22 protein-coding genes are annotated in these 20,819 nt (G+C 36.6%); 8 read left to right on the plus strand and 14 right to left on the minus strand.

Annotated elements, in window-relative coordinates; translation table 11 throughout:
* Positions 1 to 10: 10 nt before the first annotated feature.
* From RTL21_RS07485 to RTL21_RS07525, 9 genes are all read right to left on the minus strand, one after another.
* Positions 11 to 940, minus strand: a complete 930-nt coding sequence (locus tag RTL21_RS07485; protein WP_312094862.1) for an NAD-dependent epimerase/dehydratase family protein — start codon at positions 938 to 940, stop codon at positions 11 to 13.
* A complete protein-coding gene (gene tuaC, locus RTL21_RS07490) occupies positions 937 to 2,166 on the minus strand; it encodes a teichuronic acid biosynthesis protein TuaC (protein WP_312094946.1) in 1,230 nt (409 codons plus the stop codon). The genes RTL21_RS07485 and tuaC overlap by 4 nt, the downstream gene beginning before the upstream one ends.
* 35 nt (positions 2,167 to 2,201) lie before the next feature.
* Positions 2,202 to 3,644, minus strand: coding sequence for a teichuronic acid biosynthesis protein TuaB (tuaB, locus tag RTL21_RS07495; protein WP_312094864.1), 1,443 nt, complete (start codon positions 3,642 to 3,644; stop codon positions 2,202 to 2,204).
* Positions 3,645 to 4,304: a sugar transferase gene (locus RTL21_RS07500; protein ID WP_312094866.1), complete on the minus strand. Its 660-nt coding sequence runs from the start codon at positions 4,302 to 4,304 to the stop codon at positions 3,645 to 3,647. It lies immediately after the preceding gene.
* A 773-nt stretch (positions 4,305 to 5,077) separates the two neighbouring features.
* Positions 5,078 to 5,872, minus strand: a complete 795-nt coding sequence (locus tag RTL21_RS07505) for an energy-coupling factor transporter transmembrane component T family protein (protein ID WP_312094868.1) — start codon at positions 5,870 to 5,872, stop codon at positions 5,078 to 5,080.
* Positions 5,869 to 6,726, minus strand: coding sequence for an energy-coupling factor transporter ATPase (locus RTL21_RS07510; RefSeq protein ID WP_312094870.1), 858 nt, complete (start codon positions 6,724 to 6,726; stop codon positions 5,869 to 5,871). Before RTL21_RS07510 ends, RTL21_RS07505 begins: the two co-directional genes overlap by 4 nt.
* Positions 6,711 to 7,514, minus strand: coding sequence for an energy-coupling factor transporter ATPase (locus RTL21_RS07515; protein ID WP_312094872.1), 804 nt, complete (start codon positions 7,512 to 7,514; stop codon positions 6,711 to 6,713). The genes RTL21_RS07510 and RTL21_RS07515 overlap by 16 nt, the downstream gene beginning before the upstream one ends.
* A 210-nt stretch (positions 7,515 to 7,724) precedes the next feature.
* Positions 7,725 to 8,666 (minus strand): 1,4-dihydroxy-2-naphthoate polyprenyltransferase, encoded by a 942-nt coding sequence (menA, locus tag RTL21_RS07520; protein ID WP_312094874.1) that lies wholly within the window; start codon positions 8,664 to 8,666, stop codon positions 7,725 to 7,727.
* A gap of 22 nt (positions 8,667 to 8,688) precedes the next feature.
* A complete protein-coding gene (locus tag RTL21_RS07525; RefSeq protein WP_312094876.1) occupies positions 8,689 to 9,735 on the minus strand; it encodes an FAD:protein FMN transferase in 1,047 nt (348 codons plus the stop codon).
* A gap of 411 nt (positions 9,736 to 10,146) precedes the next feature.
* Here RTL21_RS07525 and RTL21_RS07530 point away from each other — a divergent pair, with 411 nt between their 5' ends.
* The 3 genes from RTL21_RS07530 to RTL21_RS07540 all read left to right on the plus strand — a co-directional run bounded on the left by RTL21_RS07530 (position 10,147) and on the right by RTL21_RS07540 (position 13,851).
* Entirely contained in the window at positions 10,147 to 12,018 is a 1,872-nt protein-coding gene (locus RTL21_RS07530; RefSeq protein ID WP_312094878.1) for an FAD-dependent oxidoreductase, read from the plus strand.
* Positions 12,019 to 12,315: 297 nt separating this feature from the next.
* Entirely contained in the window at positions 12,316 to 12,867 is a 552-nt protein-coding gene (locus tag RTL21_RS07535; protein WP_312094880.1) for a Gx transporter family protein, read from the plus strand.
* 3 nt (positions 12,868 to 12,870) lie between these two features.
* Complete coding sequence (locus tag RTL21_RS07540; RefSeq protein WP_312094882.1) at positions 12,871 to 13,851, plus strand: polyprenyl synthetase family protein; 981 nt, start codon at positions 12,871 to 12,873, stop codon at positions 13,849 to 13,851.
* Between the two features lie 74 nt (positions 13,852 to 13,925).
* On the opposite strand, the gene RTL21_RS07545 is transcribed toward RTL21_RS07540, so the two are convergent.
* The 4 genes from RTL21_RS07545 to RTL21_RS07560 all read right to left on the minus strand — a co-directional run bounded on the left by RTL21_RS07545 (position 13,926) and on the right by RTL21_RS07560 (position 15,519).
* A complete protein-coding gene (locus tag RTL21_RS07545; RefSeq protein WP_312094884.1) occupies positions 13,926 to 14,156 on the minus strand; it encodes a hypothetical protein in 231 nt (76 codons plus the stop codon).
* Positions 14,153 to 14,317 carry a YvrJ family protein gene (locus tag RTL21_RS07550; protein ID WP_312094886.1) on the minus strand — a complete coding sequence of 55 codons (165 nt, stop codon included), beginning with the start codon at positions 14,315 to 14,317 and terminating at the stop codon, positions 14,153 to 14,155. Before RTL21_RS07550 ends, RTL21_RS07545 begins: the two co-directional genes overlap by 4 nt.
* Positions 14,308 to 14,922, minus strand: coding sequence for a sigma factor-like helix-turn-helix DNA-binding protein (locus RTL21_RS07555; RefSeq protein ID WP_312094888.1), 615 nt, complete (start codon positions 14,920 to 14,922; stop codon positions 14,308 to 14,310). The genes RTL21_RS07550 and RTL21_RS07555 overlap by 10 nt, the downstream gene beginning before the upstream one ends.
* Before the next feature lie 159 nt (positions 14,923 to 15,081).
* On the minus strand, positions 15,082 to 15,519 hold the full coding sequence (locus RTL21_RS07560) for a hypothetical protein (RefSeq protein ID WP_312094890.1): 438 nt from the start codon (positions 15,517 to 15,519) through the stop codon (positions 15,082 to 15,084).
* Positions 15,520 to 15,659: 140 nt separating this feature from the next.
* Between RTL21_RS07560 and RTL21_RS07565 the strand changes: the two genes are divergently transcribed.
* The 4 genes from RTL21_RS07565 (at position 15,660) to RTL21_RS07580 (ending at position 18,854) form a co-directional block, all read left to right on the plus strand.
* The gene (locus tag RTL21_RS07565) at positions 15,660 to 16,550 is read left to right on the plus strand and encodes a dihydrodipicolinate synthase family protein (RefSeq protein ID WP_312094892.1); all 891 of its coding nucleotides are present in this window, start codon (positions 15,660 to 15,662) and stop codon (positions 16,548 to 16,550) included.
* On the plus strand, positions 16,547 to 17,341 hold the full coding sequence (gene modA, locus RTL21_RS07570; protein ID WP_312094894.1) for a molybdate ABC transporter substrate-binding protein: 795 nt from the start codon (positions 16,547 to 16,549) through the stop codon (positions 17,339 to 17,341). The genes RTL21_RS07565 and modA overlap by 4 nt, the downstream gene beginning before the upstream one ends.
* On the plus strand, positions 17,322 to 18,002 hold the full coding sequence (gene modB / locus RTL21_RS07575; protein ID WP_312094896.1) for a molybdate ABC transporter permease subunit: 681 nt from the start codon (positions 17,322 to 17,324) through the stop codon (positions 18,000 to 18,002). The genes modA and modB overlap by 20 nt, the downstream gene beginning before the upstream one ends.
* A gap of 162 nt (positions 18,003 to 18,164) precedes the next feature.
* Positions 18,165 to 18,854, plus strand: a complete 690-nt coding sequence (locus RTL21_RS07580) for a metal-dependent hydrolase (RefSeq protein ID WP_312094897.1) — start codon at positions 18,165 to 18,167, stop codon at positions 18,852 to 18,854.
* A 277-nt stretch (positions 18,855 to 19,131) separates the two neighbouring features.
* Here RTL21_RS07580 and RTL21_RS07585 read toward each other — a convergent pair whose 3' ends face one another.
* The gene (locus RTL21_RS07585) at positions 19,132 to 19,890 is read right to left on the minus strand and encodes an SDR family oxidoreductase (protein WP_312094899.1); all 759 of its coding nucleotides are present in this window, start codon (positions 19,888 to 19,890) and stop codon (positions 19,132 to 19,134) included.
* A 196-nt stretch (positions 19,891 to 20,086) separates the two neighbouring features.
* On the opposite strand from RTL21_RS07585, the gene RTL21_RS07590 reads away from it, so the two are divergent.
* Positions 20,087 to 20,692 carry a TetR/AcrR family transcriptional regulator gene (locus RTL21_RS07590; RefSeq protein WP_312094901.1) on the plus strand — a complete coding sequence of 202 codons (606 nt, stop codon included), beginning with the start codon at positions 20,087 to 20,089 and terminating at the stop codon, positions 20,690 to 20,692.
* Positions 20,693 to 20,819: the final 127 nt, after the last annotated feature.

Genomic DNA, 20,819 nt, shown 5'->3' on the forward strand with positions numbered 1-20,819 from the left:
TATCCTACGATTACTTTTGTAATACTTTTTTTGATGAGTATAGGGTTTCTCTTAATCCGTTTTCTAAATTCGTTTGAGGTTTCCATTCTAATTGCGCCATTGTCTGCTCATTACAAAGGATGCTATGTAGAATATCTCCATCTCTTTCTTTCTTGTATATTGGCTTAAAGACAACTTCCCCAATATCGCTTATCTTTCCCCAAAGCTGATTGATAGAAATTCTATTATTAGAGGAAATATTTAAGCAAACATTTTCTTGTTGCTTTAAAGCCTGTATATTTGCATTTGCTACGTCTTTTACATAGATGAAATCCCTTGTTTGTTCTCCGGAACCAAAAATGATAGGTGCTTCATTTTCAAGAATTCGATCAGCAAAAATAGAGATAACTCCGCCTTCTCCTTTTCCATCCTGCCTTGGCCCATAGACATTGCTGTATCTTAAAATCCCATAGGAGAGCCCATAAAATTTATACGCTAGCTTTAGATATTTTTCGACCGTCAATTTTGTTAATCCATAGGGAGATTCCGGTAAAGTTGGATGCTCTGTCGTAACAGGAAGCTCCACTGGATTTCCATATACAGCTGCTGAGGAAGCGAATAATATTTTCTCCACAGAGGCACGAATAGCTGCTTTAATCACATGCAAAGAGCCTTTTACATTTACGTTTTCATCATGTAATATATCGTGCACCGATTCTGCTACACTTACCTGGGCTGCTTGGTGAATAATAAAAGAAGGATTTAAATCGACAATAACATCGATTACTCTTGGATCCGTTATATCAAACGGACAAATTTGAATCGGTAAATCTTTAATATTTTCGAATTTTCCGGATGAAAAATTATCCATAACAACTACTTCATATCCTTCTTCCAAAAGACCTTCTACAATATGTGATCCAATAAAACCTGCTCCACCTGTAACTAGAACCTTGCTCATTTCGCTGCCCCCCAAAAGTGATTTAATTCGTGAGTAGAATGAATAGACTTATTTGTTATTTCCCGATATTTCTCTACTAGTTTCTTTGCGTTATCCACTGCAGAGTAATGTGCATGGACACGCTGATACAATGCCTCTGTTACCTCTTTATAGTACGCTGGATCAGCGGCTAGCCCTTTCACGCTTGTTACTATATGTTGTACCGAACGAGGTTGAATCAATAGATCAGAATATTCACCAAACAAATCAGGTATCCCGCCTACATTTGTACATATGATTGGTATTTTCAAAGCCATAGCCTCTATAACAACGGTAGGCAAACCTTCCGAATAGGACGGTAAAATAAATATATCGCTTGCCAATAAATAATCTCGCACCTTTTCATTAGGAATTTGTCCAACTAAGAATATGCGCTCATTATACAATTTCTGTTTTTGTAGCTTTTCTTTCTCAGGCCCATCACCTACGTATACGACTACATATTCTTCTGGAAGATAAGGCAACGCCTCAGCTAATTCAAAAATTCCTTTTTCTTTCACAAGGCGGCCAATATAAAGAAGGATTTTTTTGTTGCCAGGTAACGCTAACTCCTCTTTCTGCTTTGCTTTCAATGTGGTTGTTGGCGTTAGCTTGAATTGGGTTAAATCAATTCCAATAGGTAACGCCGTGCAGCTTCTCCCTGTTTTTAACTTTGCTGCAGCTGCAAGATGTTCCCCTACCGCAATCACTTCATCTGCAGATCTAACCGTTTTTTGAAAAATCCGCTCTGCGCTTTGGCTAAACGAAGGATAAATATGAACATCACTTCCATGTAACGTTAGAAGCCAAGGCTTCTGATATTCGGCAGCGACAATTCTTGCCGCACCTCCAGATGGCATTGCGAAGTGGGCATGGATAAAATCAACATCTATATTTTCTTTCTTCAAGGTTTTAAGGATGCTGCCTGCAATGCGTTTATCCGGCTGAAACCAGCGAAGTTGACCTGGTGTCGCTCTATACACTGGTCTATATACGTTTACTCCATTCCTCTCCTCCCAATAGGGTAGTTTCTTTTTTCGATATCTTTTCTTCCATACTCTAATAAAGGACGCGTTTAAAGGAATAGGATTAATAACCGTTACTTCTACTCCTAAAGAAGTTAATGCTTTTACCTGTGTTTCATGAAACACCCCATTTCCAGGATTATCTGCACTAGGGTAAACACTGGTTATCCACAATACTTTCATCATCCATATCCTTCTTTCTTTAGGATTATCTCCGATTATTGATACTCTTCTCTAACACCAAGCTTCTTTAATACATGCAATAACAATAAATAGCTGATCCCACTTATCACAACAGTCCATATAAGCGTCCAAACCAAGTTATTATGAATAGAAATCATTTGATTTTTTAATAGTAATGCGATCCCGCTACTCATACCAGCAAGAATAAATGGCAGTAGCAATACTTTTATATATCTTTTCAGTTGAAGTCCTATCATTCTAGTTAATAGCATTCTACCGCTGATAAAATTAAGCATGCTTACAGCTACATATGCCCATGCCACTGTTTCTAGCTGATTACTCTGAACTGCTGCGAACAACGCTAAACCGTAGCAAACTAATACTCCTGAGTCCCAATAAAATGCAATATTTGCCTTTCCCTTTGCTAATATAATGCTTCCATTCGTATTCATAAGAACTCTTAAAATCCCGACAATGATCATAATTCGCAATATAGGAATCGCCTCTACCCATTGCTCTCCAAAAAAAAGAGGAATAACTAAATCTGCAACAGAAAGTAGACCTAAAAGCAGCGGAAAAGAAACGACTGCCAATAATTTGGTCATATATAAATACCCTGTTTCTAATGCTTGATTGTTATGTTTATCTTTCGCAAACACAGGAAACGCAACTCTTGTTATAATGGGATTTAATTTAAGAACAGGAATGGTCACTATTTGATAGACTAAGTTATATATCCCTAATGCCTCCATTCCAATAAATCTCCCAATTAACAACATATCAATATTGCTGCCTAAACGATTTACGAGTCGCGATAAAAGCTGGTACACTCCAAAAGAAAAGAATTCTTTACAATCTTTGATATCTAGCACAAAGCTTGGTTTCCACTTTGGAAGATAACAAATATAAAAAAGAACTCCTTTCAAGGAATAGAGACAAATCTGAGACCATATATATGCACTAACTGGATTTTGCCTAGTGAAAACGACCAATCCTATCAAGAGGCTAAAGCTAATAATAGTTGCTATTGTTTCTACTTTTCCTAATAGCTGAAAAGATAAGTCACGCTGCATTAAATATTGCGATTGCTGACCAATTGGCGCAATCAAAAAAACAATCGATAACAAACGTATTTTTCCTTCTAGCTCACCTGTTTGAAAATAATCCGCAATAATAGGACTGGCTGCCTGCATTAGAATACAGATAAGGATTCCAAGAAGAATATTTATCCAAAATAAAGTGGACAATTGTCTATCTGTTACATGATGCTTTTGAATGACTGCTGCTCCTAGCCCTAATTCAACAAAAATCTGCGCAAAGATAATGATAGTTGTTAACATGCCTATCATGCCAAATTCCTTCGCACTCATTACATTTCCCAGTATTACAAACTGCCCAATCTGCAATAAAGTAATGACTAACGTCGATATACTGGTCCATTTTGCTCCACTGTTAATTTTGCTTTTAATGGAGTCCAATTACCTCGCACCTTCTCCTGTTAGCACAACCTTTATTGTTTTTAATAAAATTTTCATCTCTAAAGAAAAAGTTACATTATTAATATACTGAAGATCGTACTTGAGCTTTTCCTCTGGTGAGATATCATATCCGCCATTCACTTGCGCAAGTCCTGTTAGCCCAGGTTTAACAAGAAGTCTATTGGAAAACCCATCTATCTCTTCACTAAATTTCGCTGTAAAAGACGGTCTTTCTGGTCTTGGTCCAATAATAGACATATCACCTTTTAATACGGAAAATAATTGTGGCAATTCATCAATTCTTGTTTTTCTTATAAATGTACCGACTTTTGTAATTCTTGGATCATTTACCTCTGCCCATTTTTCGCCATCTTTTTCTGCATCCATTCTCATCGAACGCAATTTAATTAAATAAAAGCATTTCCCATGCTTTCCAACCCTTTCTTGAATATAAAAGGGAGAACCAGGGGAATCCATGCGAATAACTACAGCAAATAGTAGAATCAACGGAAGCGTAATAACAATACCTATACTCGCTATAAAGAGATCCATCATTCTTTTAAAAAATTGATAAAAGGAAACTTTTTTAGAAGACGTAAGTTTATTTGCTTGTACAATTGATATCTCTTTTAAAATATGGATACTCCTGTTAGCCTGCATTTTTTTCACCTCAAAGTTTTATCTATCTGGGCTATGTACAAATTTAGTATATGGTTCTAATGTTAATAATTCGTTGAATCTATTTTAAAGAATGGTAAAGGATTGTAAATTTCCCGTTTTTTTGGTGCAAAATGGTGTTTTTTTAGTTGCGATTAGTGATTTTTCAATGAAATATATAGAGGAATTCATTGAGGTATGGAAATCGTGGATTGCACGAAAAGGGACATCAAAAACCGCAAATGCTTCGTCTGTTACCCGCTTGGTTTCTTATTTGTGAAAAGGGGTTGAGATGGATGCTCTGTTACCTTTTCCCTGCTGCTTCTCTTGTTCTCGGGCTCAGAGCGAGCTTCTCTGTTACCTTTTCCTGCTGCTTCTCTTGTTCTCGGGCTCAGAGCGAGCTTCTCTGTTACCTTTTCCCTGCTGCTTCTCTTGTTTTCGGGCTCAGAGGGGGCTTCTCTGTTACCTTTTCCCTGCTGCTTCTCTTGTTCTCGGGCTCAGAGCGAGCTTCTCTGTTACCTTTTCCTGCTGCTTCTCTTGTTTTCGGGCTCAGAGGGGGCTTCTCTGTTACCTTTTCCTGCTGCTTCTTTTGTTTTCGGGCTCAGAGCGAGCTTCTCTGTTACCCACCTTGCCTCTTTTTAATGAAAAAGGGCTTTGAGACGGATTCCCCATCCCCATCTCCAATGAAAAATAGGCTATTTAAAATCTATGAAATGAAATAAAAAAGGATTGCCTACCACCCTTTATAGGCTAATAGACAATCCTTCTTCAAATTATTATCCTCTTAATAAAAATGTTACCACCCCAATAAAACATACATTACATAAACACCATGTATCTTGTTTTTTCCAATATACTCTCCGAAAGGTAGATCTTTTTATTCCAGACTGGTATCCTTTTACATCCATCATATTAGCCAAATCCTCTGCTCTATTCAGAGAACTGACAAACAAAGGAAGAAATATTGGTACTAATGTTTTCATTTGCTGGAATAAAGACCCTTCGCCGAACTCCGTCCCTCTTGCTCTTTGTGCATCCATTACTTTTTGTGTTTCATCTAGTAAATTGGGAATGAATCGTAAGGATATAGACAACATGATGCTAATATCATCAACAGGAACCTTTATTAAACGAAGTGGTGATAAGAGCTTATTTATCCCATCTGTCAAATCGATTGGTTTTGTTGTTAATGTTAAGACCGTTGATAAAAATACAATCATAACAAAACGACTGAAAATAAATATTCCATTTATTAAGCCATACTCTGAAATCGTAATAGGTCCCCATTCTACATACACATTACTACCTGAAGTAAATAACACTTGTAGCATTACTGTAAATAGAATGAGCCAGATCATCGGCTTTACTCCTCGCACATAGGTACGAAAAGAAACTTGTGATAAATGCATAATTAAAAGTGTGATCAGCCATAAAAATAAATAGGCTTGCCAATTATCCGCTATAAATAGCATAACAATAAGTAAAATGACCGAGATCATTTTTGCCCGCGCATCTAATCGATGAAGCCATGAATCTCCTGGAAAATATCTTCCTAAAATTAATTTATTCATACCAATCCCACCGAAACCAAAGCATCTGCTAGTTCTTCCAGCGTTAAGCATATCTTTGGTAATTTTATTCCTGTTTCCGCTTCAATTTTCATTTGGTAGCGCCGAGCCTGTGGCATTTCTATCCCCCAACTCTCCAATAAATCCCAATCCGAAAAGATAGTTTTTGTTTTTTCATATTTAATAATTTTCCCTTGATCCATTAAAATAACTTGGTCTGCGTATAAAGCCACATCCTCCATATCATGTGTAACTAGAATGGTAGTTAAGCCTTCTTGTTGATGCCAAGTAGAAATGAGAGACATTATTTCTTTTTTTCCTTGTGGGTCCAATCCGGCTCCTGGTTCGTCTAAGACAAGAACAGACGGTTTCATTGCTAATATCCCCGCAATAGCAACTCGTCTTTTTTGCCCGCCCGATAGGGAAAAGGGAGATTTTGATAAAATGGATGCCTCTAACCCAACTAGTTCAATCATCTTTTTAGCAATTTCCTTCGCTTCTTCTAAAGGTACTCCAAAATTTAGTGGACCAAAGCAAATATCCTTTTCCACGGTTTCAGCAAATAATTGGGATTCTGGAAATTGAAATGCCATTCCCACTTGTTTGCGAATCTTCCGGATTGCTTCTTTATCGTAAGGTGCCTTTATTATTGTATCTCCTACACGAACACTTCCTTTTGTCGGTAGAAGTAAACCATTCAATGTCTTTAACAGACTTGATTTCCCTGCTCCTGTTCGTCCAATGAGCGCTGTATACGCACCTGATTCAATCCTAAGATTTACGGAATTCACTATATTTTGTTTACGGATTGGTCCAAGCTGATAATTTGCTGATACATCCTTCAATTCGATTTGCATATCCATTGCACCATTTCTTTTTCTGTCATATATTTGTCTGGAACCTCACATTTTCTACTTTTCAATGCTTCTCTTAGCTTCTCTGCGAACGGCTTTTCGAGTGTGGAATCAGCAATAAATAGAAGAGCAGGACTTTCTACTTTCATTATTTGCCCTTGCTTCATGACGATTACTTTATCCGCCTGTGCTGCTTCGTCCATATCATGAGTAATAGATAGAATAGTCATTCCCTGATTGGTCAATTTCCGTATCGTAACCATTAATTCCTTTCTACTTCTCGGATCTAGCATAACAAAGGCTTCATCTAATATGAGCACCTTGGGCTGTAATGCCAGCATACCCGCTATCGCCACCCTTTGTTTTTGTCCCCCTGATAGTTGAGAAGGATCCGTCATGCGATAATCTAACATTCCTACATCTTCTAATGCTTTATCCACTCTTGCTCTCATTTCTTTATATGGCATATTTAAATTTTCTAGTCCAAAAGCAACATCATCTTCTACCGTTGTTCCAATAAATTGATTTTCAGGATTTTGAAAAACAATGCCTATATTCTCGGATTCAGCATCTTTCTTTGAAACAGATCCATTTATCTTAATTTGTCCTTCATCAGGTTGAAGCAAGCCAACAAGTAAATGAGCTAATGTAGACTTTCCACTCCCATTATGGCCGATGAGCGCCGTCCATTCTCCCTCTCTTAATTGAAAGGAAACATCCGAGACATTGCCCCTATCCTGCTTTTTATCATAGCGAAAGCTCAATCCTTTCACTTCCAAAACAACACCCAAACCAATCCCCCCTTATTAGAAAAGCGCAAGCGCCTGTTTATCGGTGTACAAACTGGAGGACCTTCGACTGAGATAAAGGAAACACCCCGAACCTAAGTGAGGGGATGTTGACTTATCGTAGGGAAAAGGTCCGAAGTTTGCTAACCGATAGGCGCTGGAGCTAGACAAGAAAAGCGCAAGCGCCTGTTTATCGGTGTACAAGCAAATTTCTTATCTAATCATGAAAGACATAGCTAAGGAAACTACTAAAAATCCATTAACGATAATTAAATTTTTTACAGCTAAACTAAATGTTTTTGATTTTACTTGTAGTTCGTTAAAAATCCGAATATGTTTATATACTGGTAAAATAGCAACTAAGCTTAATAACGCAATAGCTGGTAGCAAATGTAGAAAAACAGAGATTAGTATAGCTACAAAGGAACCAATATAAAGCCCATTATAAAGCCATAAAGAATATTTCTTTCCTAGATAAAACGGCAAAGTGAATCGATGATTCTTTATATCTTCTTCCACATCACAAATATTATTTGCTAGCATAAGGTTTGCAATCGTAAACATGCATGGTAACGATACAATAATGATTTCAATTATTTTTATAATGTTTACTTGTAGGAAAATCATTTCCTTTTCCCATGCTAAAGAAGCGATACCAACATCAAACGCATTTACGTATACCGTTAGAAACACAATTCCAAATCCCATTGTAACGCCAGAAAATACTTCTCCTAAAGGCATTCTTGATAAAGGAATGGGACCAAAAGTATACAGGATTCCAATGCAAAAGCAGATAAATCCAACCAAAAGCACCAGCAAACCTGTCTCAATCGTAAGCCAAACTCCCAACCCAGTTGCAATTAAAAAGAGTGTGAGAATCGTTGCTATAACTGTACTCTCTTTCAATCCTTCTTGCCCAATCACGTTTTTTTCTTTCCTATATTCATCACTATTTGCTTTTCGATAATCCATATAATTATTAATAGCTGTTGTTGTTAAATCAAAGATTAACATTGAGCTAAAGAAGATAAGCGTGTTTTTCAAATGAAAGGCGTTATAACGATATAATACAAATAGTATCCCGATAAAAAATGGAAAAACACTTGCTATTTTTGTTTGTATTTCTACTAACTTTAAAAATGAACGAATAGTCATTCCTAGTGCCCCCTCTTCCTTATTAGTTCGCTAATTTAAATTTATCATTCGTTAATGTAAATTTATCTTTTAATCCAGATGTTAAGTAAACCTTCTTATCTTTCGTTACAAAAATGGCTTCCATTCCATCCATTTTTTCTACTGCTTTTAATCCTTCTTCTACTCCTTTTATAAATATTGTTGTGGAATATCCGTCACCATCAAATGACTTATTAGAAACAATCGTTATCCCAGCGACATCATTATTTACAGAATAGCCTGTTTTAGGGCTTAGAATATGATGATATTTCTCCCCATCTACTTCCAAATAACGTTCATATATCCCAGATGTTACAATCGAAGTATTCGTTTCTTCCATTTTCCCTACCATTTCTCCTCTATCGGAAAAAGGATCCTGAACGCCAACTTCCCAAGCCTTTCCGGATGCATTTTTTCCTTTAACGTAAATATTCCCACCTAAATCAACAATCGCCGATTTAACTCCATTATCATTTAATACTTTAACAACTTCATCTGTAATAAATCCTTTCGCGATTCCACCTAAGTCCAACATCATTCCTTGTTCTGGCAAATAGACGGATTGGTTTTCTTCATTTAATTCTATCTTTGCATAGTTAATTAATGGTAGAACAGCATCTATTTCTGATTGCGCCGGCTTTTTCTCATCTGGGAATCCTATATGCCACAAATTAGTAAGTGGACCAATCGTAATATCAAAGTCGCCTCCTGAGTAACCACTATATTCTTTTCCAGCTTTCACTAAACGATAGATATCATCTGGTACCTTTACTGGTTTGCGACCGGCATTTTCATTGATTTCATCAACAATCGATCCTTCTTCATTAACAGTGATTTGACTTGCTAACAACTCTATTCGGTCAAACACCTTATCCAATACTTCTTCCTTATCCTTATCAAAGATTTTAATGGTTACTACCGTTCCCATTAAAAATTCCGTTCTTTTATAGGGGTTACTTGTTATACTTGCGTCTGATTCCTTTTGTTTGCCACAGCCTACTAATATAAAGAAGGACAGTAACAAAATCGCCGCCTTTTTAAATTTCTTCATCAAAATCATCCCTTCTATGAATGTCACATCACGGTCGTTTTTATCTTTAGTCAATTACATACAAACAGTCCTACATTTTCATAATGTGAACTTATTCACATTTATAACACCGTCATTTTATCACTGCTTTCTTCCACTGTCTATCGACTTTTTAGTGGACAAAACCCTGCAAAACAGCTGATTTACGAACTAATCATTGTTGTAATAGTGTTTATCAGCACACTCTTAAAATATGGAGAATTTATGACAAAAATCAGCAGCTATTAAATGTTGCGAAAATGTGAACAAGCGAAATTTTAAATTGTATACATTCTATGAAGTCCATAGACAGATAAAAACCACATTGTTATATTAGTATTGTTCAAAACTTCACAAAAAGAAATTAACCAATTAAGGGAGTGAATAGGAAGAATGGACAAAAAAAATATTGTCATAATCGGAGCTGGTTATGCGGGCGTACATGCTGCAAAAAAGCTTGCTAAAAAGTATAAAAAAGATGATTCGGTTTCCATTACACTTATAGATAGACATTCCTATCATACAATGATGACTGAATTACATGAGGTTGCTGCACACAGAGTAGAACCAGATGCTATTCAATTTGATTTACGTCGTTTATTTAATCGTACGAAGGTTAAATTAGTTACAGACAATGTTAAACACGTTGATTATCAAAGTAAATTAGTAACAACAGAACACGGACAATTTTCCTTTGATTATTTAATCTTAGGAATGGGCGGAGAACCAAATGATTTTGGCACACCTGGAGTAAAAGAAAATGGATTTACTCTTTGGTCTTGGGAAGATTCTGTCAGATTAAGAGAACATATTGAGAAGACCGTTCGGAAAGCTGCTAGTGTTCATGAAGAAGCTACAAGAAAAGCAATGCTAACCTTTACTGTCTGTGGTTCTGGGTTCACAGGAATCGAAATGGTTGGAGAACTTATTGAATGGAAAGAAAGATTAGCGAAAGACTATAAACTAGATGCAAAGGATATTACCTTATACGTTGTGGAAGCAGCTCCTACTATATTAAATATGCTTGAACGCAGAGATGCTGATAAAGCTGAAAGCTATATGGTGAAAAAAGGTGTTAAAATCCTGAAAAGCTCTCCAATCGTTGAAGTAAAAGAAGATGCTATCGTTCTAAAATCTGGCGAAGAGCTTCCAACCTACACCCTTATTTGGACAGCAGGTGTTCGTGCTAATTCTGACACAAAAGATTATGGTATGTCTGCTGGAAGAGCAGGACGATTAAAAGTAAATGCTCATATGGAATCAGAAGATTATAAAGATGTCTATGTAGTTGGTGACTTAGCATATTTTGAAGAAGAGCCTGGAAAGCCTACTCCTCAAATTGTAGAAGCTGCTGAACAAACTGCTTTGACAGCTGCAAAGAATATTATTGCAGAAATTAGTGGCGGCGAAAAAGAATCATATAAAGGGAAATACCACGGGGTAATGGTATCAATAGGAGCAAGATACGGCGTTGCGAATTTAAGTGGTATGCATTTAAGTGGCTGGTTTGCAAACTTCATGAAACATATGGTTAATCTATATTATTTCTTTGGCATCGGAAGCGGCTATTATATGTACCAATATGTGATGCATGAGTTTTTCCATACAAAAGATAAACGTAATATTTTCCGTGACTTCTTAACACGCTATGGCAATGTCCTTTGGAGCTTACCTTTACGAGTATTTGTTGCAGGTTTCTGGATAATTGAAGCATGTGCAAAATTTTGGGGTGAATCTGTATGGAAAGATTCTATCTCTAGCTGGTCTAAGGTTCCAAATCTATTCAAAGGCATTGGAGAAGATTCTTGGCTAACAGCTACTAGTGTAAAAATGCCTTTTGAATGGCTACAAACAGCAACAAGTGGGGCAAGTGAAGCAGCTGCTTCTACTGACTTGGCGACACCAATTTTAAGCAAAATGCCATTCTGGTTTGAATGGATTATGAAAATCATGCTACCGACACCAGAAGTTGCACTATTTATGCAAAAAATGATGATTTTTATTGAATTAGCAATCGGTTTAGCAATTCTAGCTGGTTTATTCACATGGTTAGCAAATGCTGCAAGTGCTGCATTCTTAGTAATGTTCACTTTATGTGCGATGCTTGGATGGGATAAAGTTTGGGCATTACCAGCATCTATCGCCTTGATGAACGGATCTGGTCGTACATTCGGATTAGATTATTGGGTTATTCCTTTCCTTCAAAGAAAATTAGGCGACTGGTGGTACGGAAAAGAACGAGCGATATATAAAGACTATAAATAATTGAAAATATGCTAGAAACATAGAGAATATAGAATTCTCCATGTTTCTAGCAATCCTCCTGAATCAGTAAAGGAGAAAAAAGAAGCTTTTGATTTTATTCAGTGATGCTTTTAAAAGCTAGTCTTTCAAAATTAGTTGGTTGCTTTCCGCATTATTCAACCTGGTCACAGAATAAAGATAAAACTAAAAACCTATTCTTTTTTGTCCTGTACTGATTAATACGAGTCAGTATTTATTTAACCTACAAGCAACTTATTTATAGGAATAATTATATTTGCAAGAATGGAAGTTGAGAAGATGACGAAAAATCAACGCCTTGTATATATAGCACTGCTTGCGTCACAAGCTGTAATAATAAGCTTATTAGAACGAGCAATCCCTTTTCCCTTTGCATTTGCGCCAGGAGCAAAGCTTGGATTAGCAAATATTATTACATGCTTGGCTCTATACACACTTCCTACGAAAGATGCCTTTAAAGTAGTTGCGATTCGCCTTTGCTTAGCAGCACTATTAGGAGGAACGCTTTCTACCTTTATGTATAGTGCAAGCGGGGCAATCTTAAGCTTTATCGGCATGTGGAGCGTAAAGCAACTAGGCACTAAACGAATTAGCTTAATTGGGGTAAGTACCACTGGGGCAATTCTTCATAATATTGGCCAATTGGCCGTTGCAAGCTTTGTTGCACAAACATGGACCGTACTCCTATATCTACCTGTCTTATCCTTTATCGGAATATTATCAGGAATAGCCATAGGAATACTTGCCAACTATTTAATCACACATGTAGAAAAACTACAATATTATAGAGATTTATCTGAAATAAACGAATCTAGTAATGAAAGAGGTTAGACTATGCGTGTACATCAAATGTGGGATACGTATCCTGAATTAAAAAATGACTTGTCTAAAGTACTTCAATTAATTGAAAAGAATATTCGCGTTCGTGACAAAGTAGTAGAAAAAACGATTAAGGATTTAATCTATTCCGGTGGTAAGTTACTGAGACCTGCCTACTCCCTTCTTTGTTCACAAATAGGTCCTTCTAAAGACAAGAATCGTGCCATTGCTGTCGCAGCTGCATTGGAAACATTGCATATGGCGACACTAATCCATGACGACGTTATTGATGAATCACCGACACGGCATAGCATTCCAACCATTCATTCTCGAAACGGGAATAAGTTTGCCATCTACGCAGGTGATTATCTATTCTGCGTTTGTTTTACCATTTTATCCAAACACGCTACTTCTCTATCTCATTTAGAATTTAATGCCCGCAGCATGGAAAAAATTTTAAGCGGAGAATTAGATCAATTGAACGCCCGATACCAATCTACCGTTACAGTTAAAAATTATTTAACAAGAATCTCCGGAAAAACTGCCCAGCTTTTTGCAGTAAGCTGCTATTCCGGTGCGATTGAAAGTGAAGCAAACAGAGCACTCGCTATGAATGCTTGGAATATGGGCCATTATATCGGCATGGCCTTTCAAATAATGGATGATATTCTGGATTATAAAGGAGATAGCTTAACATTAGGCAAACCAGTGATGGCAGATATTAAACAAGGTCATTATAATCTGCCACTCATTTATGCTATTCAAGCAAGTCCTAAAGAGCTGATTCCTATCCTAGATAAAAAAGACGACTTGACTGACGAGGACATGCAACAGATTTCTGAACTTATTGCTAAATATAATGGGGTAGAAAAATCCGAACTTCTCGCTAAAAAATATACAGAAAAAGCCATCAAACAACTTAATAAATTACCTGAAGGAGATTACAAAAATCATCTTTACGCGATTACAAATAGCTTATTGAAGCGGAAAGTTTAGCATCTCCTAAAAAAATCCGAACCTAGAGTCTCATCTGCTCGTACTGGGTTCGGATTTTTACGTTTACATAACCCTTATCTTTTTTGCTTATCCTTAAACTCCCAGAATCCCGGTATACTATCTAGATCATATTGATGGGCAGACTTTATAAGCATAAGTTTTAGCTCTTGAGAAAGATCTGCCATATCATTTGGATTTGTTCTTTTCATTAATTTATTTACCTTTGGCTCAAACATCTCAATTAATTCATTTAATATTTCAGGATCTACTTTTGCCCTTTTCACGATTGTATACATATCTGTCATTTGCCATTTTCCTTTCGTTGATTTGAATGTATTTCCTTCCATTCCTTAAGAAGCTGATCCACTTTTTTATCTAAACGAAGCAGAACAAATAAAGATAAAGTTAGCGGAAAACCAAAGTTACTGATTATTGTCATCCATTGTGTCATGTCTATCAATTCCATCTACCTTCCTCCTTTCTATTCATAAATGAAACAATATGTTTTAAAGCTGTTTTTCGCGTTTTGGAAACATATTGTTGTGATGTACCGATTGCCCGAGCAATTTCTGTATCCGTTAATTTATAAAGATATGCATAGGTAAGAACTACTCGTTGTGATTGTGTCAGGCTAAGAATGGCAGAATATATCGTTTTGTCTGAGATATATTCCTCCATACCAGATCTCATAGCCTCATTCTCCACTATGCTTTCTATTTCAGCATGCTTATCCTGTAGAGTAAGATCCTTCTCTCCTTCTGTTTCCTTTTCAGCCAAAATTAAGGGAAATCTTTTCTGATACAGAGTTAGGCTTTTATTAAAATTAATGGTGCTATACTCCATCGAAGAAGTGATATACGAAGTAAACCGAATCGTAAAGAAATGCTTTTTAAAGGCTTCATCCACCTTTTCTCTATTTTCCTTTGTTGGACATTCTATTGCTTTTTTTAACAGATGAAAATTCACCTTTTTCTTCAAAAAACTCTTTACAATTGGGTTACTTAATAATGATTTATTTTCTTGCAAAAACGTGGTAAAAGCCTCTGATTGTAAAGAACGGCATTCCTTCATATTCAAACCTCCCAAAGGAACATATGTTCTGTTTTTGTTGTAAAAAAAGGGACTAATCTTCATTAGCCGCTTTTCTATCCTATTTGTTATTTTTACCTCCTTCTATATATATAAAGAAAGATTTATCTTAAAAATAACAACCACTTGTCCCAAATACATTTATTCGATTACTGATAACTTAATATCAAAGATAACATTGTATGTATTCTCTTCCAATACGACAAAAGTCCAATTTTTCGCTACTATTGTTGTAAAGGAATGAAAGAATTCCTTTGGTAAAGTTATTGTCCCTAAAATTTCTCCTCGATCCTCAAAGTCTTTTCCCTCCACTAATTGATATTTAAGTAATAAAAGTCTTTTTAATGTTCCCTTTGTCAAAAAGGTAATTTCATAATCATCTGCAATGATCGCTTTTACTCCTGGTTTATTTTTTTCATAATAAGTGAATAGCGTTTCCCAATCCGGCAAACCATTGCCACAGCTTTGAAAGAAAACAAGGTCTTTCCTTTCCAGAGCTTGTAAAATCTCTTCTTCCTTGTATCCTTTACTTTTCACTAGTTCTAGCATGATTGCATAATTTAGCGCTACCCTAACCACAAATACCCTGCTCCCTTCATATTTCATATTGATTTCATAGCAAGAAAAAGATAAATTGGTAGAAAGCCTTTTATTAAACAGCTTTCTTTTTAATTATCTGAATAGTTCAAGTATAATCTATTTTAAAAGGAGTGAGGAGTATGATTAAACAAAATCCGTTTGTTCCATATAGTGTTGCGATGGTTACCCCTTTTGATCATAAGGAAAAGCTCTGGCTAAGTGGCATTTATTCTTTAATAGATTACTATAAAAAGAATCATGTTCCTGCTCTTCTTATCAGTGGTTCCACTGGAGAACAGCATTCGATGTCAATCGAAGAACGACTAATTCTCTATCGCGAAGCAAAGTTGGCGGGACAAGAGGATCTCCTTCTCATTGGAGGAGTTGCTGCTGTGAGAACACCCGATGCCATACGATTGGCAGAGGCTGCCCAACGAGAAAATCTGGATGGAATTATGCTTGGATTTCCTCCTTATTTACGTATGAGCCAAAAAGAAGCAGAGGATTACGTGAAAAAAGTTTGTAATGCTACTGATTTACCAATTATGCTCTATAATAATCCACCACGTACTGGATTTAACCTAGACTTACATACTTTATACGATCTAGTAGAGCGTTATCCTCAAATCCAAGCTCTAAAAGAGGCTGGTAATCCTAAAAATGCTCCTCTCGTCAAAAATAAGCTTGGTCCTTCCTTCTCTGTTTTAACAGGGTTTGATCTACAACTTTTAGAAAATATGCAAAACGGTTATGACGGAATCACTAGTATAATAGGAAATATTTTTCCAAAAGAAATGCAACAAATTGTTCAATTGATAAAAACAAACGAATGGAAACTTGCAGAAGAACAATTCTCTGAATTACTCCCAGCCATACATACCATTTTAGAAATAGGAGCACTGCGGGCTATCAAATATGTTCTAACAGAAAATAATATTGAAGCAGGAATATGTAGAGAGCCATTATCTACTTTGAGTACTCAAGAAAAAGAAACATTAAGGAATGTTGGGAAAAAAGGTGACGCACTATGAGAAAGAACATTCAACTCATACTATTCTTATTTATAACCTTACTGGTTCTAGCCGCTTGTAGTAGCAATCAGAAACAATCATCCCCCCCTAAGGAAGAACCTATTTCCTTAACTGTCTCTGCTGCTGCAAGTATGCAAGATTCATTAGGTACGATCAAAGAGAAATTTGAAGAGGAACATCCAGACATTGTAATAACCTTTAATTTTGGTTCATCAGGAGCATTACAACAACAGATTTCACAAGGAGCACCAGTTGATTTATTTTTCTCAGCAGCGAAGGATAAGCTAGATCTTTTAGTAGCGGATGGATTTATTAAGGACTCAGATCATATGGACTTAGTTAAAAATAATTTAGTACTCATTACCAATAAACAATCCAATACAACGATTAATAGCTTCGCTGATTTAGAAAAATTGGATAAGGAAAAAATTGCTATTGGTATACCTGAATCTGTTCCAGCAGGAAATTATGCAAAAGAGACGCTTCAATCCCTCCATATTTGGGAAGAAGTAGAGAAGAATATTGTTCGCGCAAAGGATGTCCGCCAAGTATTGTCATATGTAGAAACAAACAATGTGGCTGCAGGGATCGTTTATGGGACAGATGCAAAGACATCCGATTCTGTCGAGGTAGTAGCAATTGCGGATGAATCAAGCCATACTCCTATTGTCTATCCAATTGGCATCATCAAGGACAGTAAAAATTATGAGGCAGCAAAAACATTTTATGACTATTTGCAAACACCAACTAGTTTAAAGGTTTTCAAAGAAGATGGATTCATTGTTAACTAAAGAGGAATGGGCTAATTTTTGGTCACCCATTTCTATTTCCTTACAAGTTTCTCTAGTTGCCACTGTCGTTGTCATTGCCAGTGGAACGATTCTTGCTGCCAAGTTAGCCAGAAAAAATTTTAAAGGAAAGACATTGCTTGAAACATGTTTACTTTTGCCAATCGTCCTTCCCCCAACAGTTACAGGCTTCCTATTGCTTGTTTTGTTTGGTAGAAATAGTTTCATTGGCAAAGGAATCGAATGGATTTTTCAGCAGCCTGTCATTTTTACGTGGTGGGCTGCGGTAATCGCTGCATTTGTAGTATCCTTTCCTTTAATGTATCAATCAGCTAAAGCTGGCTTTATCCAAATTGATCCCTCCATTGAAGATGCGGCACGAGTAGATGGTGCGAATGAATGGAAAGTACTAACATCCATTTCCATTCCACTCGCCTCCCATTCTATTCTTTCCGGGAGCATCCTGAGCTTTGCCAGAGGATTAGGAGAATTTGGAGCTACTTTAATGTTTGCGGGTAATATCCCAGGAAAAACGCAGACCTTACCTACCGCGATTTATGTTGCTATTGATACGGGAAATATACGAATGGCATGGATTTGGGTAGTAACCATCACAATTATTTCTTTTGCGATGTTAGCTTTTTGCCAGCCAAAACAACGGTAGTTCCATGTATTTCCTTAAGAGGAAGTGTGAATACTTCTTATAGCAAAGAAGATGTGCTTTCCTATGAAAAATAGGCATATCATTTGGCACATTTCCCCTCTTTGTTTTAATCTAAAATGGACAAGAATCCACCTTTTTGTGGAATGAAGGAGATGATTTTGCATGAAAATTACTTATCATGGTCAATCCGCTATTGAAATTAATACAGCAGGAAAGTCTTTAATTATTGATCCGTTTATTAGCGGAAATCCGTCAGCAGTTTCAAAAATAGAGGAAGTAAAAGTGGATGCTGTCCTATTGACCCATGCTCATATGGATCATATTCTCGATGCCGCACCCATCGCAAAAGCAAATAATGCCCCAGTTGTCTCTAATCCTGAGTTAGCTGCCTATATGTCATGGAAAGGCGTTGAAACAATTGGCATGAATATTGGCGGAACAGTCGATTTAGGATTTGCCAAAGCAAAAATGACACATGCCTTCCATAGTTCAGGGATTATTGATGAAGAAAATAAAAACATCTTATATGGTGGGATGCCAGCTGGATATATTATCGAAGCAGAGGGAAAAGTGCTACACCATGCCGGAGACACTGGACTTTTCGGTGATATGAAAATGATTGGTGATCGAAATAATTTAGACGTTGTTTTTCTACCAATCGGAGACCATTATACAATGGGACCAGAAGATGCACTGCAAGCAGCCGAATGGTATCAAGCAAAACTAATCATTCCGATTCATTACAATACATTCCCTGTTATCGAGCAAGACGCAAAAGCCTTTGTAAACAAGCTGGAAGAACTTGGGCTTAAAGGGAAAGTATTAGAGCTAGGCGAAACCATCGAGTTGTAAGAAAAGCGCCAGCGTCTTGCTCACCGCCGTACAAACTGGAAGGGCATCGACTGAGATATAGGAAACACGAAGAGCGTAAGCGATTCGATGTTGACTTATCGTAGGGAGATGACCTGAAGTTTGCTAGGCGGTAGGCGCTGGTGCTGGTGTTAGACAATCAGAAAAGCGGATGGCACCCGGTTAGGGGCGTGTGGGCTTTCAGAAAACTTATCCATTTTAACAGTAAAAAATATTGCCGACAACCTAAGTTTGTCGGCAATAACTAGTTTCTTCTATTTTAATAAGCAGTCCAGCCACCATCAGCTGTAATAACTGTTCCATTTAAAAAGCTGGAATCATCAGATGCTAAAAACAGGGCAACCTTTGCAATTTCTTCTGCACTGCCAGCTCTTGGATTAATCGCCATACCTAGTTGTTGTTTAGATGCACCATATTGATTGATATTTGTCATCGTAGAACCGATATTTGTAATAACTGCTCCTGGAGCAATCGCATTACATCTAATCCCTTGGTCAGCATACATAAATCCAGTATTTTTCGTAAATCCAACAACCGCATGCTTAGAAGCAGTATAAGCTCCACCCGCACGAGCTCCATATAAACCTCCTGCAGAAGCAATATTTACAATTACTCCACCCTGCTGTTCTAAAAATAATGGCAATACTTTTCTAGTAGAACGCATCACACTAGTCGTATTAATTGCAAATATTCTCTCCCAATTTTTATCTTCAATATCAGCTGCTGGCTCCATATTGTCCATAATCCCAGCATTGTTCACAAGGATATCTACTTTTCCAAAAGTATCAACAGCTGAATCAATTAATTGCTGAATATCCTCTTCTACCGCTACATTTGTTTTGATAGAAAATGCTTTTCCTCCATTTGCTTCAATCTCCTGAACAGTAGCCTCAGCACCTTCTAAATTTAAATCAGAAACAACAACACTTGCACCTTCTTTTGCATAAGTTAAAGCAATTGCTTTACCCATTCCAGATGCTGCACCTGTAATAACCGCAACTTTATCTTGTAACTTCATATAATCTACTCCTCCTACTGAAATCGCTATCAAAAAGCAGTTAAATTATTTAACGTATTCACTACTCTTATAGTATAATTTTATTACAATAAACTATTCAATCAGCAAAAAAACAAGAAATGTCTCTTATTGAACAATAGAGTAGATTTTTGTTTTATTACTCAAATTCTTTGAAGTAGTAGGGAGGCTTATAATGATGAAAACAATCGAAACTAGCTCTGATAGAAGAGTGAAAAAATCAAAAAAAGCATTAAAAAATGCCCTTATCACTTTAATGGATCAAAAGGATTTTAAAGATATTAGCATTACAAACATTGTCGAGCTTGCTGATGTAAATCGAGGAACCTTTTATCGACATTACCAATACAAAGAAGATTTACTAGAGGATTTAACAAATGATGTTCTCTCTGATTTAATTTGGGCATATCGCTTTCCCTATGTTCATCTAGATACCTTTGATGTATCTACATTATCATCTAACTCGATTAAAATATTTGAACATGTTCAAAGGCATGCCCTGTTTTATAAACTTATTTTCTCTTCTGACTTCCTATACGATTATCAGCAGCGTATTTATCAGACCTTAAAAAATATAAATATAGAAGATTTTGAGTATGCACTTATAGATCCAAAAATCAACCGAAATCTCCATATCAGTTATCAAGCAAATGCAATCATCGGTATGATTATGGAGTGGGTGAAGGAAGATTTTTGTTACCCTACTGAGTATATGGCAGAACAATTATTAGCATTTATACACAGTACCCATTCCTCCCCGTCTAAAATAAAGATCTTAAACTAATTTCGTTGCCACTAATGATCCAACAAAGGTTGATATCGTGCAGATAAGTGGGGTATCAGCCAAATTTTTACTTTTTCCAACCAAACCCATTCCCACAATAAACAAAAAAAGCCGCCCTTAAAGGACA

This window comes from Niallia sp. (assembly GCF_031978665.1).
Taxonomy (GTDB): Bacteria; Bacillota; Bacilli; order Bacillales; family Cytobacillaceae; genus Niallia.